At 58.9% G+C, this 17,838-nt stretch carries 17 protein-coding genes and 1 pseudogene; 11 read left to right on the forward strand and 7 right to left on the reverse strand.

Annotated elements, in window-relative coordinates; translation table 11 throughout:
• Window positions 1–472 precede the first annotated feature (472 nt).
• The 6 genes from ACESSC_RS09455 (at window position 473) to ACESSC_RS09480 (ending at window position 7,053) form a co-directional block, all read left to right on the forward strand.
• A complete protein-coding gene (locus tag ACESSC_RS09455; RefSeq protein WP_035136916.1) occupies window positions 473–1,696 on the forward strand; it encodes an iron-containing alcohol dehydrogenase in 1,224 nt (407 codons plus the stop codon).
• Between the two features lie 84 nt (window positions 1,697–1,780).
• Window positions 1,781–2,881: a glycerol dehydrogenase gene (locus ACESSC_RS09460; protein ID WP_373162678.1), complete on the forward strand. Its 1,101-nt coding sequence runs from the start codon at window positions 1,781–1,783 to the stop codon at window positions 2,879–2,881.
• Window positions 2,882–2,994: 113 nt separating this feature from the next.
• A complete protein-coding gene (locus ACESSC_RS09465) occupies window positions 2,995–4,062 on the forward strand; it encodes a glycerol dehydrogenase (protein WP_373162680.1) in 1,068 nt (355 codons plus the stop codon).
• A 151-nt stretch (window positions 4,063–4,213) separates the two neighbouring features.
• Entirely contained in the window at window positions 4,214–5,467 is a 1,254-nt protein-coding gene (locus ACESSC_RS09470) for a 4Fe-4S binding protein (RefSeq protein WP_373162681.1), read from the forward strand.
• 114 nt (window positions 5,468–5,581) lie between these two features.
• The gene (gene ychF, locus ACESSC_RS09475) at window positions 5,582–6,658 is read left to right on the forward strand and encodes a redox-regulated ATPase YchF (protein WP_373162682.1); all 1,077 of its coding nucleotides are present in this window, start codon (window positions 5,582–5,584) and stop codon (window positions 6,656–6,658) included.
• An 11-nt stretch (window positions 6,659–6,669) separates the two neighbouring features.
• Entirely contained in the window at window positions 6,670–7,053 is a 384-nt protein-coding gene (locus ACESSC_RS09480) for a DUF1648 domain-containing protein (RefSeq protein WP_373162684.1), read from the forward strand.
• Between the two features lie 9 nt (window positions 7,054–7,062).
• Here the strand turns inward: ACESSC_RS09480 and ACESSC_RS09485 are convergent, their stop codons facing one another.
• Window positions 7,063–7,452 carry a hypothetical protein gene (locus tag ACESSC_RS09485; RefSeq protein ID WP_373162686.1) on the reverse strand — a complete coding sequence of 130 codons (390 nt, stop codon included), beginning with the start codon at window positions 7,450–7,452 and terminating at the stop codon, window positions 7,063–7,065.
• Between the two features lie 76 nt (window positions 7,453–7,528).
• Here ACESSC_RS09485 and ACESSC_RS09490 point away from each other — a divergent pair, with 76 nt between their 5' ends.
• Window positions 7,529–7,747, forward strand: coding sequence for a helix-turn-helix domain-containing protein (locus ACESSC_RS09490; RefSeq protein ID WP_273375874.1), 219 nt, complete (start codon window positions 7,529–7,531; stop codon window positions 7,745–7,747).
• Between the two features lie 321 nt (window positions 7,748–8,068).
• On the opposite strand, the gene ACESSC_RS09495 is transcribed toward ACESSC_RS09490, so the two are convergent.
• A complete protein-coding gene (locus ACESSC_RS09495) occupies window positions 8,069–9,082 on the reverse strand; it encodes an asparaginase (protein ID WP_055309953.1) in 1,014 nt (337 codons plus the stop codon).
• 268 nt (window positions 9,083–9,350) lie between these two features.
• On the opposite strand from ACESSC_RS09495, the gene guaA reads away from it, so the two are divergent.
• Complete coding sequence (gene guaA / locus ACESSC_RS09500; protein WP_373162689.1) at window positions 9,351–10,949, forward strand: glutamine-hydrolyzing GMP synthase; 1,599 nt, start codon at window positions 9,351–9,353, stop codon at window positions 10,947–10,949.
• 154 nt (window positions 10,950–11,103) lie between these two features.
• Here guaA and ACESSC_RS09505 read toward each other — a convergent pair whose 3' ends face one another.
• The 5 genes from ACESSC_RS09505 to ACESSC_RS09525 form a co-directional block, all read right to left on the reverse strand.
• Window positions 11,104–11,934 carry a class I SAM-dependent methyltransferase gene (locus ACESSC_RS09505; protein ID WP_373162691.1) on the reverse strand — a complete coding sequence of 277 codons (831 nt, stop codon included), beginning with the start codon at window positions 11,932–11,934 and terminating at the stop codon, window positions 11,104–11,106.
• Window positions 11,935–12,048: 114 nt separating this feature from the next.
• The gene (locus ACESSC_RS09510; protein WP_271729436.1) at window positions 12,049–12,654 is read right to left on the reverse strand and encodes a class I SAM-dependent methyltransferase; all 606 of its coding nucleotides are present in this window, start codon (window positions 12,652–12,654) and stop codon (window positions 12,049–12,051) included.
• Window positions 12,641–13,270 (reverse strand): class I SAM-dependent methyltransferase, encoded by a 630-nt coding sequence (locus ACESSC_RS09515; RefSeq protein WP_271729437.1) that lies wholly within the window; start codon window positions 13,268–13,270, stop codon window positions 12,641–12,643. The genes ACESSC_RS09510 and ACESSC_RS09515 overlap by 14 nt, the downstream gene beginning before the upstream one ends.
• Before the next feature lie 1,219 nt (window positions 13,271–14,489).
• The gene (locus ACESSC_RS09520) at window positions 14,490–14,909 is read right to left on the reverse strand and encodes a YjdF family protein (protein ID WP_349103153.1); all 420 of its coding nucleotides are present in this window, start codon (window positions 14,907–14,909) and stop codon (window positions 14,490–14,492) included.
• Window positions 14,910–15,413: 504 nt separating this feature from the next.
• Window positions 15,414–16,376 carry an Abi family protein gene (locus ACESSC_RS09525; RefSeq protein WP_117583312.1) on the reverse strand — a complete coding sequence of 321 codons (963 nt, stop codon included), beginning with the start codon at window positions 16,374–16,376 and terminating at the stop codon, window positions 15,414–15,416.
• A 202-nt stretch (window positions 16,377–16,578) separates the two neighbouring features.
• Here ACESSC_RS09525 and ACESSC_RS09530 point away from each other — a divergent pair, with 202 nt between their 5' ends.
• From ACESSC_RS09530 to ACESSC_RS09540, 3 genes and pseudogenes are all read left to right on the forward strand, one after another.
• The gene (locus ACESSC_RS09530) at window positions 16,579–16,809 is read left to right on the forward strand and encodes a hypothetical protein (protein ID WP_128619958.1); all 231 of its coding nucleotides are present in this window, start codon (window positions 16,579–16,581) and stop codon (window positions 16,807–16,809) included.
• Between the two features lie 447 nt (window positions 16,810–17,256).
• Complete coding sequence (locus tag ACESSC_RS09535; RefSeq protein WP_255413609.1) at window positions 17,257–17,430, forward strand: type IV toxin-antitoxin system AbiEi family antitoxin domain-containing protein; 174 nt, start codon at window positions 17,257–17,259, stop codon at window positions 17,428–17,430.
• A 169-nt stretch (window positions 17,431–17,599) separates the two neighbouring features.
• A pseudogene (locus tag ACESSC_RS09540) lies at window positions 17,600–17,838 on the forward strand (hypothetical protein); the annotation flags it as partial.

Below are 17,838 nucleotides of genomic sequence, written 5' to 3' on the forward strand. Positions count from 1 at the left end.
AAATGTCTCTATATAAGGTTCTAGTTTACCCGCATGTGGCACACCGGGGGTGCCGCACTTGGACATGCACCTTTGCACCACGAAGACGGATGTCGCACAAATGTCGGCACCTTGGACGACTGAGTGGTATCACGGTGCCGCAAACGGTCGATTTTTGGCGGCGAACGGGGCGCATTTTGGAGGGGCACCGTCCTGCCCGGGATATGTGGTCAACCTTGATAAAACGTTTGCCCAGCTTGGGAGTATGAATGCCCCACAAGGGTCTTCAGGGATAGAAAAAACGTTTCATCATTGTCGGCTTTAGGTGAATAACTGACCAACCAGAACGGTAAAATAGTGTTTGTCTGAGCGTTGAGACGTTTAGACATCGCGCATTGTCATCGCCGGCAACGCGCAAAACGGTCCTAACGGAGCCAATCGGGTGCTCCGTTATATACGCAAGTCTAAGAGGGGCTTGTTTAGGAGGCACAGTATGGGACGTTTTACCAATCCTCGCGATCTGTACTTTGGTGAGGGCGCTCGCCACGAGGTGAAGAACCTCAAGGGCAAGAAGGCCATCATCGTTTCTGGCGGCAGCTCTATGCGCCGCGGCGGGTTCCTGCAGGACGTTGAGGCCGACCTCAAAGAGGGCGGCTTCGAGGTCAAGCTGTTCGAGGGCGTCGAGTCCGATCCGTCCATCGAGACGGTCATGAAGGGCGCCGAGGCCATGCGCGAGTTCGAGCCCGACTGGATTATCGCCATCGGCGGCGGCTCGCCCATCGATGCCGCTAAGGCCATGTGGGTCTTCTACGAGTATCCCGAGGAGTCCTTCGATAACATCATCCAGCCGTTCAGCTTCCCTGAGCTGCGTCAGAAGGCTCACTTCTGCGCCATCTCCTCTACCTCCGGTACCGCTACCGAGGTCACTGCCTTCTCCGTCATTACCGACTATGCCAAGGGCATCAAGTACCCGCTGGCCGACTTCAACATCACCCCTGATGTCGCCATCGTCGACCCCGAGCTCACCTACACCATGCCCGCCAAGCTGTGCGCTCACACCGGCATGGACGCTCTGACCCACTGCATGGAGGCCTACGTTTCCACCTGCGCTTCCATGTTCACCGACGCCAACGCTCTGCACGGCATCCGCGAGATCGTCGAGTGGCTGCCCAAGTCCTATGCTGGCGACCATGAGGCCCGTCAGCACATGCACGAGGCTCAGTGCATCGCCGGTATCGCCTTCTCCTCGGGCCTGCTCGGCATCGTTCACTCCATGGCTCACAAGACCGGTGCTGCCTTCGAGAACGGCCACATCATCCACGGTGCTGCTAACGCCATGTACCTGGGCAAGGTTATCCAGTGGAACTCCAAGGATCCCCGTGCTGCCGAGCGTTACGCTTACGTGGCCAAGGAGATCCTGCACCTTCCCGGCGAGACCAACGAGGAGCTCATCGCTGCACTCGTCCAGAAGATTCGCGACCTCAACGACCAGCTCAACATTCCGCAGTCCATCAAGGATTACGCGAATGGTGGCGTGAAGGTCGACGCCGAGAACCCGCAGATGGTTTCCGAGGAGGAGTTCCTCGCGAAGCTCCCCGAGATCGCCGCGAACGCCGAGCAGGACGCCTGCACGCCCGAGAACCCGCGTGAGACCAAGGCTGCCGACTTCGAGAAGATCCTCAAGGCCTGCTACTACGACACCGACATCGATTTCTAATCGACTCTTGTTATCGTAACGAGGGGCTCCGCACGTATCCGTACGGAGCCCCTTTCTTTTTATTTATTAGAGAATGGGATAAAAATGGCTGCAATCTTCAATAGCCCCAGCAAGTACATCCAGGGCCCGGACGAGCTCGCCAAGCTCGGCTCCTATGTCGAGCCGCTCGGCGCTAAGGCCCTCGTCATCGTGACGCCTTCGGGCAAGAAGCGCGTCGGTGCCAAGATCGAGGGTGGTTTTGCCGAGGCTAAGGCCGAGCTGCTGTTTGAGGACTTTAACGGCGAGTGCTCCAAGGGCGAGGTCGATCGCCTGGTTGCGCTCGCCCGCGACAACGGTTGCGACATCATCGTCGGCGTCGGTGGCGGCAAGATCCTCGACACCGCAAAGGCCGTTGCCTACTACCTGGAGTCCCCGGTTATCATTTGCCCCACCATCGCTTCGACCGATGCTCCGTGTTCGGCGCTTTCGGTGCTCTACACCGACGACGGCCAGTTCGATAAATATCTCTTCCTTAAGGCAAACCCCAATATTGTCCTGATGGATACGACGGTTATTGCGGCGAGCCCGGTGCGCCTGACGGTTTCCGGTATGGGCGATGCGCTCGCAACCTACTTTGAGGCTCAGGCGACGCACGATGCCGACGGCGACACTTGCGCCGGCGGCAAGGGTGGCATGGCCGGCCTGGCGCTCGCCAAGCTCTGCTACGAGACGCTTATGGCCGATGGCGTCAAGGCCAAGGTCGCGCTGGAGAAGGGTGCGCTCACGCCTGCCGTGGAGCACATCATCGAGGCCAACACGCTGCTTTCGGGCATTGGCTTTGAGAGCTCGGGCCTTGCTGCTGCTCATGCCATCCACAATGGTCTGACGATGCTGCCCGAGTGCCACGGCATGTATCACGGCGAGAAGGTCGCCTTTGGCACCATCGTTCAGCTGGTACTCGAGGATGCTCCGACTGAGAAACTCGAGGAAGTCTTGGGCTTCTGCATTGAGCTGGGCCTGCCGGTCACGATGAAGGAACTTGGCGTTGCCGAGCTTACACGTGAGCAGGCCATGATTGTTGCCGAGGCCGCGTGCGCGCCCGAGGATACCATGTGCAACATGCCGTTTGAGGTGACGCCTGAGATGGTCGCCAACGCCATCCTGGGTGCCGACGCACTGGGTCATTATTACCTTATGGATGAGTAAACTAAGGTAAGGAAGGGGCAAAGCCGACAAATGGTTTTGCCCCTTTTTGCTATGGTGCAAAGGGGTCAGGTTACTTTGCACCAATCGTTGTTTGATGAAGGGCGGATTCTCGTATGGCGCTTCCTATGGTTTACGGTGGTCCTGGCCGGTATGTTCAGGGGCCGGGCGAACTTTCGCGTCAGGGCAGGTATTTGTCATGGTTGGGCTGCGCTGCCTATGTCTTGTTTGACCAGGGCACCGAGGATCGGCTGTGCAGGCAGATCGTCGATGGATTTCTGGATGAAGATCTAAGCGAGCCGTTCTTTAAGATTTACAACGGTCCGTGTACGGAAGATGCCGTTGTCGAAATGGCCAAGGAAGCCCGGGCCGAGTATTGCGACATGGTGGTGGGCATTGGCGGCGGCAAGATGCTCGATATCGCAAAGGCCGTTGCGTTTTATGCTGAGCTGCCGTTGTGCGTATGTCCCACGGCGGCCTCAATGGATGGTCCGTGCAGCGCGATTTCGGTGTTGTATCACGAGGACGGGTCGTTCGACCGCTACCTGATGCTCGAGAAGAATCCAGACCTGGTCGTGGTCGATACCAACGTGGTCGCGGCGGCCCCACTGCGTATGACGGTCGCTGGTATGGGCGATGCGCTGGCAACGTACTTCGAGGCGCGTTCGTGTGCCGCGGCGCACGGCGCTAACGAGCACGGTGGCGCGCCGGGACACTTGGCCTTGGTCGCGGCTCGTGCCTGCTATGACACACTTATGGAGTGCGGCGTCGCTGCCAAGCGCGATCTCAAAAAGGGGCGTACATCGCCAGCGGTTGAGCGTCTGATCGAGTGCAATATTCTGCTTTCGGGCGTTGGCTTTGAGAGTGGCGGTTTGGCGCTGGCGCATGCGATCGCCAACGGCCTGACGATTCTGCCCGAGTGCAAGGCCATGCACGGTGAGGCCGTGGCATTTGGTCTGGTGGTGCAGCTGCGCCTGGAGCGTGCGCCCGAGCTTGATCAGGTGCTCGAGTTTTGCCAGCGCGTCGGTCTGCCGACGACGCTTGAGGAGCTGGGGCTTGATGAGATTACCGATGCCGATTTGCAGGGTGTTGCAAATGCTGTCTTTAGAAACGAACGCAATATGGCCAACGAGCAGACCAAGGTGACCAAACAAAAGCTCGTCGAGCTCATGCGGGAGGCATAGCTTGGCGCTTGATCGACCTTGTGCAATCGGGGCGGCGATAGGCCATGGGCTATTTGCCGCAAAGATGCGCCGCGTGTAATTTGCCCGAGGCGTGGGCCGATAGCGTATCATTATCTCTTGCTTGTTTGCACTGCTCAGGGAGGGGCCGCGCATGGCGCAGGAACACGATCTGTTTGATGACATTATCGAGATCAGCAAGGGTTTCGACTTTCTTAAAAACCCGCTTGGCGGTGTGACCGACGCACTCGATCCGTCGGCGCCGCAGTGGAATCCCGCCGACTACAAGGAGCGCCCGCGCGGAAACACCATTCCGTGCCTGACTTGTAAAAACGAAAAGACCGGCTGCACCGCGTGCATGGATGTGTGCCCGGTGGACGCCATCGAGGTCGAGGAGGACGCCATCGAGATCCTCGACTCCTGCCGCAAGTGCGGCCTGTGCGCCGCCGCCTGCCCGACCGAGGCGATCATCTCGCCGCGCCTGGCGCCCAAAAACCTGTATGACGACATCGTCTCGGCGGCTACGAGCCACGAGACCGCCTACGTCACCTGCACGCGTGCCCTTAAGCGCATGCCGCGCGAAAACGAGGTCGTCGTTGCCTGCGTGGGCGATATTACGGCCGAGACCTGGTTCTCGGTACTTGCCGACTATCCCAACGTGAGTGTGTACCTGCCGCTGGGCGTGTGCGATAAATGCCGCAACACCGGTGGCGAGGACATGCTGGGCGAGGCGATTGCGAAGGCCGAGGAATGGGCGGGCACGGGCATGGGTCTGGAGATCGACCCCAAGAGCCTCAAGTGCCATAAGCGCCGCGAGTACGAGCGCAAGGAGTACATGGAAAAGATCGCCCGTACCACGGGCCTGACCGTGACCAAACTCAATCCGGCGACGGCGGCACTGGCTTCGGTGACGCAGAAGCTCAAAGCCCATCGCCATCAGATCACCCAGCTGGAGCGCACGCTCAACACCATGTGCGGTACCACGACGACCAAGCGTCGCCGTTCGCTCACCCATGGGCGCCAGCTGGTACTCTCGACGCTGCAAAACCACCCCGAGCTTGCCCAGAACATGCAGGTGAGCACGCCGGAATGCGATTTTGACAAGTGCACGTCGTGCGGCGAGTGCGTTAACGCGTGCCCCACGTCCGCCTGCGATTTGGTGGGAAGCGGCCGCTTTGCACTGGAGTCCACGTATTGCTTGGGCTGTGGTGCCTGCGTCAAGGTGTGCCCTGAGCATGCGCTCAAGTTGGTTGAGCACGACGCGTCCAATCTGGTCGTCGTCGATCCCGAAGCCGAGGAAAAGGCCGCCCAGAAGGCGAAGGCCCACGAAGAAGCCCAGAAGGTCAAGGCCGAGGCGAAGGCCAAGCTCGACAAGATGCTCGATCAGGTGGAGAAGCTCGCGGACTAGTCAGCGACCCCTATCTCTGCTTCATTCGTGCCGCCGTGGCGTCCGGGTTCGCCCAGATGCTGCGGCGGCGCTATACTTATGCAGTTTGAAATGCTTGTACCAAAAGGAGCTGTCGTGTCCCTTTCCATCGGTATCGTGGGCCTGCCCAACGTAGGCAAGTCGACGCTGTTCACCGCGCTTACCAAAAAGACTGGCCTTGCCGCCAACTACCCGTTCGCTACGATCGACCCCAACGTGGGTATCGTCGACGTGCCCGATAGCCGCCTACAAAAGCTTGCCGACATCGTCAACCCGGGTCGCATTGTGCCGGCTACGGTCGAGTTTGTCGACATCGCGGGCCTGGTGAAGGGCGCCAACGAGGGCGAGGGCCTGGGCAATCAGTTCTTGGCAAACATCCGCGAGACCGATGCCATTTGCGAGGTCGTGCGCTATTTTAAGGATCCCAACGTCATGCGCGAGGTGGGCCGCACGGGCGAGTTCGTCGATCCCGCAGGTGACGCCGACACCATCATGACCGAGCTCATCCTGGCCGATATGGGCACGCTCGAGAAGCAGCTGCCCAAGCTCGAGAAAGAGGCCAAGCGCGACAAGGAGCTCATGCCCAAGTTCGAGGTCGCCAAGCGCCTGCTTGCCTGGCTCAACGAGGGCAAGCGCGCCGCGTCCATGGAGATGACCGACGAGGAGCGTGCCGCCGCCAAGGGCCTGTTCCTGCTCACCATGAAGCCTATCCTGTATGTGGCCAATGTGGACGAGGATATGCTCGACGACGACTTGGCACCCATCGATGGCGTCAAGCCGCTGCCCATCTGCGCCAAGATCGAGGCCGAGCTTTCTGAGCTCGATCCCGAGGATGCCGCCGATTACCTGGAGAGCCTGGGCTTGGAGCAGCCCGGCCTGGACGTGCTCGCCCAGGCGGCCTACAAGCTGCTTGGCCTGCAGTCGTTCTTTACGGCCGGCGAGATGGAGGTCAAGGCCTGGACGGTGCGTCAGGGTGCGACCGCTCCGCAGGCCGCCGGCGTCATTCACACCGACTTTGAGCGCGGCTTTATTAAGGCCGAGGTCATTGGCTATGACGACTATATCGAGCTCGGCGGCGAGCAGGGCGCCAAGGCTGCCGGCAAGCTGCGCATCGAGGGCAAAGAGTATGTCATGGCCGATGGCGACGTCGTGCACTTCCGTTTCAACGTGTAAGGACAATGCACATGTTCAAATATGGCAAAAAAGCCGGCTACATGGGCATCGCGCTGCTGGTGCTTGCGGTGCTTCCGCTGTTAGTTGCGGCGTTTGTTCTCCCCAACATTGGTCCCGAGGTGGCAACGAAGTTTAACGCGGCCGGCGAGGTGACGCGCTGGGGCAAGAGCTACGAGCTGCTGGCGCTGCCGGTACTCAACCTGCTGCTGAGCGTGGCGACCTACTTTACGGCGGGACGCCAGGCCAAGAACAATGAGGACTCCGCCGCTATGGCGCGCATCGTGTGCGAGCGCTACCTGCGAAACGGCTGCATTACGGGTGTATTCCTCAACGTGATCAACGTTTACTTTATGTACTCGGCGATTACCGGAACGGGCTTTGGCTTTGGTTTCTAGCCTGTCCTTTTAGGCAACGAGCCTGCACGCATATTCAATGGCTGCTGCGAGGCCGCCGCTCGATCGTGGTTTAAAGACCATATCGGCGGCGGCCTCGTTTTCGTATCCGGCGCCGCGAAGGGTGAGCGCGATACCGGCTTCTAAGAGAAGGGGCAGGCCGCGTTGGCTGGTTGCTATCACAACGGCCTGGGCAAGGGCACAGCCGTGCGTCTGGCATTGAGCGGCGAGCTCGCCTTTCGTTGGGTTGGGGAGCAATGCGGTCGCGACACGGCTCGATAGCAGTGTCGCGGCTGTGCGTTCGTCAGGGGAAAGGTATTCGGCCTCAACGACGACAAGCTTGGGCTGCACGCCGTCTGCGCAATGTGGTCTCTGACGCATTGAAATCGAGCAAGCCGACATAGAAAACTCCTGGATATTCGACAAAACGTAAACTATAGTTTACGTTTTTGTTTTGCTCCATTTCAAACTCGTCTGCATGAATGAACATGCGAAACAGATTCTTGGCGAGCGAGTCGAGCGGACGCGCAAGGCCCTTGGTATTTCCAAGGTCGATTTTTGCCTAGCGGTCGGAATCAGCCGACCTTATCTCGACCGAATTGAGGACGGAACGGCAAACAGTACGCTCGAGATTCTATTTAAAATTGCGCCCGCGCTTGGCATGACGGTGTCAGAGCTACTCGAGGGTATCGAATAGGGCGTTCCCCCGCTGTATTTGACGCTCTTTGGGCGGGTCCCCCTGGTTGCGATGTGCAAAATCGCGAGTATTCAGCACCTGTTCAGCCGTAGATGGTAGCCCGAGCGGCTGGCGTTGCCTTTTTAACAGTAGTTAATCCACGCGCTAAATAAAAATGAGGAATAAATAGTTACTAGACGGCCCGTTCGTCCTAAAAGTTTGTCTAACAATCAGCCGATTCTGCGCCTCCGGCGGAGAAATTGCAGAATACTCCGATTTTTGCACGGCCTGAGGGGGACCACCTGTCGTTTGAGGCTGCGATAAGTGGAACTGCCTTAGGGATTACGCCATCGGGATGCGGTCGTGGTTGACTTGGCTGTAGAACAGACGCTGGATCTCGGCGGCATCGCGTGACTGGCCGAGTGCCCACATGGTTTTGGCCACGAGCGTCTCGGTTGTCATATCGTCGCCGCGCAGAATGCCCGGATGATCGGCGTAAGCACGGCCGACCTCATAAACGCCCAGATCGAGACCCTCTTCGGGGACCTGCGTGGTCATAACGACGGTGCGGCCCGAATCGACCCAGCGGAAAATTGCCTCTTGGAACGACTCGCCCGACTCACCAAACTCGGGGATACCGCCAATGCCAAAGGTCTCAAGGATTACAGCGTCGTAGCTATCGGCAAGGGCGTCCAGAATGCCTGGGTTCACGCCGGGCGTGAGCTTGAGTACAAATACGCGCGGGTCGATGCTGTCGTAGAAACGCACCGGGTTTTCGCCCTGATGCGTGCCGTGAAGCCCGTTGCGCACGATGCGGTCATTGCGGATATAGGCGATGGGCGGATAGTTGACGCTAATGAACGCGTTAAAGCTCATGGTGCGCTGCTTGCGGGCACGCGTGCCGGCAATGGCTACGCCGCCAAACACGATCGAGACGTCGTGCGAGTGTTCGTCGAGCGCATAGAGCAGGCTCTGGTACAGGTTGAGCTTGGCGTCGGTAAAGGGATTGCCCATGGGCTTTTGCGAGCCGGTGAGTACGATGGGCTTGGGGCTGTCCTGAATCAGGTAGGAAAGCGCCGCCGCGGTGTAGCTCATGGTGTCGGTGCCGTGCAGAATCACGAAGCCGTCGTGGTCGGCATAACCCTCGACGATGACGTCGCGGATACGCATCCAGTCACTGGGGCGCATATTGGTGCTGTCGATGTTCATGGGCTGCACGACGTCGAGCTCGCAGAGGCCCGAGATCTCGGGGACGCTCTGGGCGAGCTCCTCACCGGTCAGGGCGGGGGAGAGGCCGTTGCCGTCCTCGGTCGATGCGATGGTGCCGCCCGTGGCGATGAGAAGGATGCGCTTCATGCTGGTATTCCTATCGTATTTGCCGCCACAGAGGCGGAGTCGTTCGGCAGTATTGTGGCACAGGGCGTCCAATGTTCAAACGTATTACATCATCTGTAACGTTTGGCAACGCTCCAATTGCTGTCAAATAGGGGCCCAGGTCGTGCGTTTGCCGTGCTCTGATGGCTATGACGGGCGCAGAACCGCTGGTTACGTGTACACTATGAAAGTTATTTTCGTTCATTCGCGCGGGCGGGCAGCGGCTCCCCGCCAACAAGAGGGGGAAACCATGGATCAAAATGCTTCCGCAAAGGTCCTCGTACTCGACTTTGGTGCGCAGTACGGTCAGCTCATTGCCCGTCGCGTCCGCGACCTCAACGTGTATTCCGAGATTGTCCCCTGCGACATTTCGGCCGACGAGATTCGCGAGATGAACGCCTCTGCGCTCATCCTTTCTGGCGGCCCGGCCTCCGTGTACGCCGAGGACGCTCCGTCCATCGATCCTGCCATCTTTGACCTGGGCCTTCCCGTCCTGGGCTTCTGCTACGGCCATCAGATCACGGCCGTGACGCTCGGCGGCAAGGTCGGGCACTCCGAGGTGGGCGAGTACGGCCGCGCCACTATTACGCGCACTGCCGGCGCCAAGCTCTTTAACTCCACGCCCATGGAGCAGACCGTGTGGATGAGCCATCGCGACGCCGTGTCCGAGGTGCCCGAGGGCTTTACCGTTACCGCCAGCACCGACGTATGCCCGGTTGCCGCCATGGAGTGCGTCGAGCGCAAGATTTTCACCACGCAGTTCCACCCCGAGGTCAAGCACTCCGAGTACGGTCAGCAGCTGCTGAGCAACTTCCTGTTTGAGATCTGCGGCCTGGAGCCCAACTGGAGCATGGACAACCTGGTCGAGACCATGACGGCCGAGTTCCGCGAGAAGGTCGGCGACGACCGCGTGATTCTGGCCCTGTCCGGCGGCGTCGACTCCTCCGTCGTGGCTGCCCTGGGCGCCCGCGCCGTGGGCAAGCAGATGACCTGCGTGTTCATCAACCACGGCCTGCTGCGCAAGGGCGAGCCCGAGCAGGTGGAGGAGGTCTTCACCAAGCAGTTTGATGTCGACTTTATCCATGTCCACGCCGAGGACCGCTATGCCGAGCTCCTGGCTGGCGTAACCGAGCCCGAGGAAAAGCGCCGCATCATCGGCACGCAGTTCTGGAAAGAGTTCTTCGCCGTGGCGCAGCAGCTCGAGTGCGACGGCAAGCCGGTCAAGTACCTGGCTCAGGGCACCATCTACCCCGACATCATCGAGTCCGGTGCGCGCAAGACGGGCGGCAAGACGGCCACCATCAAGAGCCACCACAACCTGATCCCGTTCCCCGAGGGCGTGCACTTCGACCTCATCGAGCCGCTCGACCACTTCTTTAAGGACGAGGTCCGTGCGCTTGGTCTGGCGCTGGGCCTGCCGGGTAACATCGTGTTCCGCCAGCCTTTCCCGGGCCCGGGTCTGGCCATCCGCATCATCGGCGCAGTCGACAAGGAGAAGCTCGAGATCCTCAAGAACGCCGACGCTATCGTGCGCGAGGAGCTCGATGCCTACAACCAGCGTCTGTTTGAGCAGACCGGCGAGCGCAACTCCGAGCATAGCTGCTGGCAGTATTTCGCCGTCCTGCCCGACATTAAGTCCGTCGGCGTTATGGGCGACGAGCGCACCTACCAGCGCCCAATTATCCTGCGTGCCGTCGAGTCCAGCGATGCCATGACCGCCGACTGGGCCAAGCTGCCCTACGACGTCCTGGCCCGCATCTCCGGCCGCATCGTGGCCGAGGTTCCCGGCGCCAACCGCGTGTGCTACGACATCACGTCCAAGCCGCCCGCGACCATCGAGTGGGAATAGAACAGACGTTCGATAAAATAATATAGTGTCAGATAGCGGGCACGGTTTCAATCGAATCCGTGCCCGCTGCTGTATGTGTGTCCTTGCACGCCCAATATGTGCCGTAAAAGCCGTCTTCTTCAACGTCAAAGTGAATGGGCTTCATTTTTGCCTTTTAAAATCTAATTTTCACGATTTGCATTTTCATCCCGTTGTCACCGACCCTTGCGAGAAACCGGAAAAAGCCGCTGACAGAAGGGTCTCTCAAATCGTTGTAACCCAGCATATAGCCGCGACTTGTGACCTGCAGACGGCTGTTCCACGTGCCGATTTCCTTGGCGGCATCCGAAACCGCAAAAAATGCCCCCACATCCTTGATTTTTGCAGTCTTAAGCCATGTTTTTGCGATCATCTTTACTGCCGTCCGATTGGCAGCATCAAAGACCAGCACACCGCCGGGGAAAGCGTCCGCCATCCCCCGCACCAGTTCCCGGACCTGCTGGGTCAGAAAGTAATAGAACACCCCGGAGGCAAAGAACACCGCCCCGCGGGAGGCATCGATTTTGCTAAACCATGCGGTGTCTTTCAGGTCGCAGGGGATATTTTGTTCTCGATCCCCGGCGGGCAGTAGCTGCTGTCGCAAGGCAATCACATCCGGGAAGTCCAGATTGTAGATCTTGCATCTACCGTTGTCGCAGGTTCTGCCGGTGTTGTCCAGCCCGCAGCCCAGATTGACCACCGCCGCATTGGGGTGGTCTTTCAGGTAATCCCGCACCTCAAAAGCAAGATCACCCTGCCGCATGGCCACCTCCAGCGCACCAAAGCGCTGCATCAGGCTGCGGGAGTTTTTCTCTGCCTCTGAAAAGTCGTAGTCGATCTGGCCGAGCAGACGAACCGCTGTTTCATCCTTGTAAAGGTTCGGGTACAACTCCGTACACAGCTTCCGGGAATACAGCGGGAGGATCAGCGTCTCCTGCACGGTGTTTTTCTCAATTTTACATTTCATAGGTTTCTTCCTCAGTGAATAAAAACTGTCATAATTGCCGCCAGCACAGCCGCTATGACCGTCATGCCTATCGCCATGTGCAGGATGGATGAAAAATGCCCGTGCTTGATGCCCTTACTTCTGCGCCGTGACGCAGAGCCACCTTTTCTTTTTGCGTATCTGCACCTCGTGAAAACCCGCCTGCTCCAGACATGCCTTTAATTCAACGTCCTTATAGATGGTCATGCCGCCGATGATCTGCGTCCACCTCTCGTCCTTGTCCGTATCGCCATTGCTCTCGTTGCAGATGAGAATTGTCCCGCCTGGCTTCAGCGTCCGCCAGACCTCACGGAAGCATCGGGGCAAATCAGGCCAAAAATAGACGGTCTCAAAGGCCGTGGCGGCATCGAAGTAGCTATCCTCAAACACCATATCCGCCACACTGCCTTGCAGAACGGCGCAACGCCCCTCCTGAATTGCAATTCGGTTGAGCTTTCTAGTCTTCTCCACGCTGACGGGCGAATAGTCGACGCCCTTGACGACGCCATGCGGGCATTTTTTCAGCAGCCGTTTTATGTTCGCCCCGCCGCCGCAGCCGCAATCCAGCACCTTGGCATTTGGCGCAAGTCGTAGAAATCGAAGTCCCCACCGCGCCACAGGGCTGTGGCCCAGGTTCATCATGGCAACCATAAGTTTTCCGCCGAGGCCCACGGGCTTGCGGGTGTTTTCAAAGAACGACATCTGCCCCCTCCGATTTTGTGCATTCCGCATAGGTCAACGGGAACGAGGCCTTCAACACCGCGCTTTTCTGCACCGCCCAGCCGTTTTGACGCAGGAAACGTAGGTATTCCTCGCTTGTCCACCTGCTGTGGAGGGGGAATCCCGCCATACTCATGAAAAAGGCTTTTGCCTTGCCGGAAACCGAGTTCTCCGCGTGGGTGAAGGTTGGCGCGATGAGCACGCCGTCGTCCTTCAGCACCCGCCTGATTTCTTGCAGGGCCTTTTCCGGATGCGGCACTATGTGAAGCGCGTTGGACGCAATCACCACTTCGAAGGACTTCTGTGCATAGGGCAGGTGGAACATATCTTGTACGGAAAAGTGCAGCTTTGCGGATTGAATGTCCCGTTTTGCTTCAAGGATCATCTTTGCAGAAGCGTCCGTAGCCTCGATGTGTGCCGCCGCATTCACGATGCTCTTTGCGATAAGCCCCGTGCCGGTGGCAACCTCCAGTACGGTTTTTGCTTTCACTACCGGCCGGATCAGCCCATACATCTTCTCATACGCCGCCCGGTCCTTTCGCATGAAACGGTCGTACCGACCGGCATTCTTGTCCCAGAAGCCCTTGCGTTCGTGCATGGCTATCGCCCCCAAACAGTTAGAGCCATCTAACTATAACACACGAATCATACAGTAAGATAAGGCTAACCTTTTTTCTTGGCTAAGATGCATCTCTTCGGTTTTTGCTTATAACAGCGCGAGTCAGATACTAGGCTGGAGCTGAAGAAGGAGCTTGGCGGACAGGTAGGTCGATACCGGTTCCCGGAACGGTGATCCAGCCAATTACACCAGGGCTCTAGTCATTGAGTGGGAATAGACAATTCCTTAGTTATGGGGGTAAAAATTTGATTCCCTTTAGGATAAACCCCCATGACTATATGAATTGACCTGCTGACTTTAATGAAGATTGGAGGGTAACGGCCAGGGGTGACGGCCCAGCGAGTGCTATTTTGCGAGCTATGCGCATTGAAAGCGACCTCTCGTGGTATAAACTACTTGCCGGAAGCTGCGGCTTTCAGAGTACGGCTTACGTGTACGTTTAACCTCCGTGGGCGATGGGGTGCCGCAAAGCGTAGAATATCGCCCACCTGTAGGGGCCCGCAGCGATGCGGGCCCCGCTTCGTATGAAGGGGGCGTAACCGATGAAGATTGTATCCATCCCCAGGACTTCTTCGTCCACGCCGAGGGCGACCGCGAGCTCATGCTTAAGCACAATCGTCCCTGCATCGTAGTGGTGAGGCTGCGTTTCCGCGGGAAGCGCAGGGACTTCGCCGTGCCGCTGCGTTCCAACATCGCCCCTAACGTGCCCAAAGACCAGTACTTTGCGTTGCCACCCCGCCCCACGACGCGCCCCAACTGCCGCCACGGCATCCACTACATCAAGATATTCCCCATAACCAGGCCTACCAGCGCCGCTTCAGGACCGAGGGCTCGGCCTACTACGAGACGCTCCAACGCATCATCGACGGCAGCACCAAGCGCATTGTCTCAGAGTGCCAGGCATACCTCGACCGCTACGAGCAGGAGGGAAGGCCTCGCTTTGCCGTCGACATCGACCGCATCGTGGTGCTGCTGGAGGGCGAGAAGTAGGGCACCTCGGCTCAGTCTCGAGCCATACAGAGTCGCTCCGCATTTTTGAACGCCGTGTGTGCGTCCCAAATACTTGAGAAACAAGCTGTGAAGTGCGGCGGCGCGCCCGTGCCCGTGCATAGCCGTCACCATCAGCGTCTACGCGGCGTCGGCTTCAAGTGGAACTGGCCCCACTGCTGTATATGGTTTGCCTTGCTGCACATGGCGATCAATGCCCACGATGCTTCTGCTTGCGCTTCAGCTTTCGCTGCTCGAAGCGCGCCTCCGCCTCATCCGCGCGACGCTGGCTTCTTGCGCGGGCTGACTCCCGTTTCATTGTCTCCCGCTGACTCGCGAGCACCTGCTGCGCCCTGGTGCCCATCGCCGGCTGCTTAAGGGCCTTCGACGCCTCGCGGGCGCGGCGCTTGGGGTTCCTCGCGGGCTTGCTCGCCTCGGCGGGATCGTCACCGAAGAACGCGAGCTCCGCCCATTTGCTTGTAACGAATCGCAGGATTTCCTCATCGGACGGTTCCGCGCCGAAGACGATGCGGGCGGCGCCGTATCTGCCGTCCTCGACATGCTCCGCCAGCCCGACCCAGAATTGGCCGTCGTGATATACGGTCAGGGTGGATGACACGCTGATCTGCATGGTTGGTTCCTCCTTTATGTAGATGACCATGCAGAGAAGGGACAACCAAGGAGGCAGGTTACTGATGCGGACTCCCGCACGCCCACGACTACCCGACGGGGACTGTGTTTTCATCTCTGGTGCCCGCATTGTAGCACGCGCGGATTTACGATGTTGATCGCCGGCGCCTAGGCGGAGATGAAGGCGGTTCGATCTAGGTCAAGCCGGTCGCTCGTTCATGAAGCGGCCGATTCCCTGAAAATAAAAGGCGCCCAGGAGGACACCTACAGGCTATCTTCGAAATACTTGGTTTGGGGCAGACGGAGGAAAAAATAGGGCAGAATCGCTCTCACGATCCCGCCCCGCAAACCCGAGGGTTTCTAACTGGCTCCATTATTCCGGGCTTCTCAGTTCTGTCATTGACCCAGGTATCACCCGTCTCCTATAGCGAGTGAATATAAAAATAGGGCAGAGTCGCTTGCGCAAGTCCGCCCCTAAAACCGTGAAGGTTTTGCTATCTGCAGGCTATTCTACCAACCCGAGCGATTCTGTCAACCTGCGAAGGAACTCGAGCGCGGAGCGAGCTGCGGCGTCGGGCCCCTTGTCGGGCAGCGCCTCGGTTTCTCCGTCGGCCCTGGCGAACATCTCGGCGAGCTCGGATGCGGCGCGCGAGCGCGAGGAGCCCTCGGGTACCAAGCCGGAGTGCGCCACGAGCACGGTCGCGACCTCCTGCATGGCCGTATTCCCCATCCACTTCCTCCTGGTCGCCTTGGGGATTCCCACGGCGGCGACCCTTCGGGAGACGCCACTGGACGCCGAGCCCCGGGCGGCGCCCCTCTCGGCGAAGCAGTTGATCAGGCACGAGCCGTGCGCGGCGCAGTTGCGGACGGACTTCACGCGCTTGAGGTCGTAGTGGGAGGCCTCGAAGCGCCTGTCGCCCCATCGCCTGGCGCAGAAGCGCACGAAGTCGATGAGGGTGCCGAACGAGGTGAGCTCAAGGAAGGCCCAGGCAGGCATGTCGCCGGAGTACTTCGCGTAGAGGCTCGAGCTGTAGGGGCTGCGGCCGCTCATCTTGAGCTCGCGCAGGCGGTACTCCCTGTTTGCAGTGGTAAGCGATGCCATGTAGTCGGCCACGATGGCGTAGCCATCCTCTCCACGGTCCTCCATCTCGCGAAGCAGTGTCACCTTCTGGAAGTGCTCGATGTCGAGCGTCATGCCGAGCAGGGCGTGGCGTAGCTCCTGGTCGAGCGCCGCGAGCAGGCGTAGCTGGCCGAAGTCGAGGTCTACGTAGCGGCCGTCGCGCGGGCCTCCCTCGTATTTCGAGAAGAGTTTGCGATAGGATGCGAGCTTGAAGAAGTTGCACTTGTCGCGCAGGTAGTCCTCGGCCTCTTCCTCGGAACACAGCTCGAAGGCTACGCCCTTCTGCTTGAGGTGCTCTATCTGCTGCTCGATCGTGAGGATCGGCTTCCTATCGTGGGGTTCGGCCATGCTCGTTCTCCTGTCATAAAAAGTATTGCCTATTTTACCAGCATGTTCTCGACATTCGGTGAAGGCCTCATCGTCGACTCATGGGCAAGCCGCCTGATACGACTCCCTTTCCCTGCCAGCAGCGCAGTCGCCTGACCTGCGGCTTTGGAATCGCGTTGGAAGCCGCCCTCGACCAATCATTTGCAGTTGTTGCGAGTGGCTTGTGCGTGATGCTGCGGTTGAGTTCCAGAAACGGGCGATTCCGCCCAATCGGGCATCCGAATCACGGCCGGAAGCTCCTTTGGGACAAAAACAAAAACTCAAAGCCCTGAGTTTGAAAAAAGTTTTTGAAGTTGTCCCAGCTTTTGTCCCCGAAGCCGACGAGACGCGACATCGCGTCATTCGGCGGCACGCGTTCCGTGTCGATGCCGAAAACTGGGTGCAACTGGAATGACGGGACGACAGAACCAAAGCCACCAGCGAAATAGTGGGAATAACAGCCCTCGAACCCTTTGGTTCGAGGGCTTTCTTTTTGCATCTCTACCTGGGAAAACGACCCAATTATTCCCGTGTGTCCCTACTGGGCGGTACAACGGAGTACTCGGCGGTACGGGAATAATTAGGCCCTGCGGGAATAATTCACAATTCGGGTCCCCCGAAGGCCGATTTCGAGCGGATGAAACTGACTTGAAACTGCGAGGCGGATTCAAGCCCTCTTCAATTGCATTCGCCCAGGTCAACAAATGGGAATAAAGAAATGCGAAAATCGGTTTCCGCAGTTTCAGTGACCCCGAATGCCGCCGAATAACGCCGTGTATTCTGAGCGTATTGCTTGCATTGTTGCATTATTTTCCACAATGCAAGCATGGAATAAATCGAAGTCATACGAGCCACCAACGACATCGCCTCTTCCCAAAGGGGGCTCTTCACATCTGTGCAGGCGAAGGTGCTCGGCGTCGAGCGGTACGCGCTCTCGAGGCGGGAAGGGCTCGGCAACATAGAGAGGCTCGCGAAGGGCGTCTACCGCATGGGCGGCTCGCCGAGCACGCGGGAGGAGGACGTCCTCGCGGCCTGACTGTCGATCGACCCGGGGAGGCGCCCCGTCGCCATGGGGGCGACGGCTGCATGGCTCTACGGCATCGGCGAGGTCAGCCCCTCGCCCTACGAGTTCTGCACGCCCGAGAGAAAGCAGACTAAGCGCCCGAACCTGATTCATCAGGAAGCGCCGCCTCGACCCGAAGGACGTGGCGATCGTCTCGGACATCCCGGCGACGAGGCCCTGGCTCACGGTGGTGGACCTGATAGACTCCGGGGAGGAACTGAGCCTGGTCGCGAACGTGCTCGCGGACGCGCTCGAAAGGGGCCTCGTCGAAGACGAGGGCGCGCTGAGGGAGAAAATCGACGCCGGGGGGTGTTCCTATAGTTTTGTCAACTGGGCAATGCTGTTTTCGAGATTGAATCGCGACATGCTAACGCCAGGCCT

Source organism: Collinsella aerofaciens (assembly GCF_964243765.1).
GTDB lineage: Bacteria > Actinomycetota > Coriobacteriia > Coriobacteriales > Coriobacteriaceae > Collinsella > Collinsella aerofaciens_BU.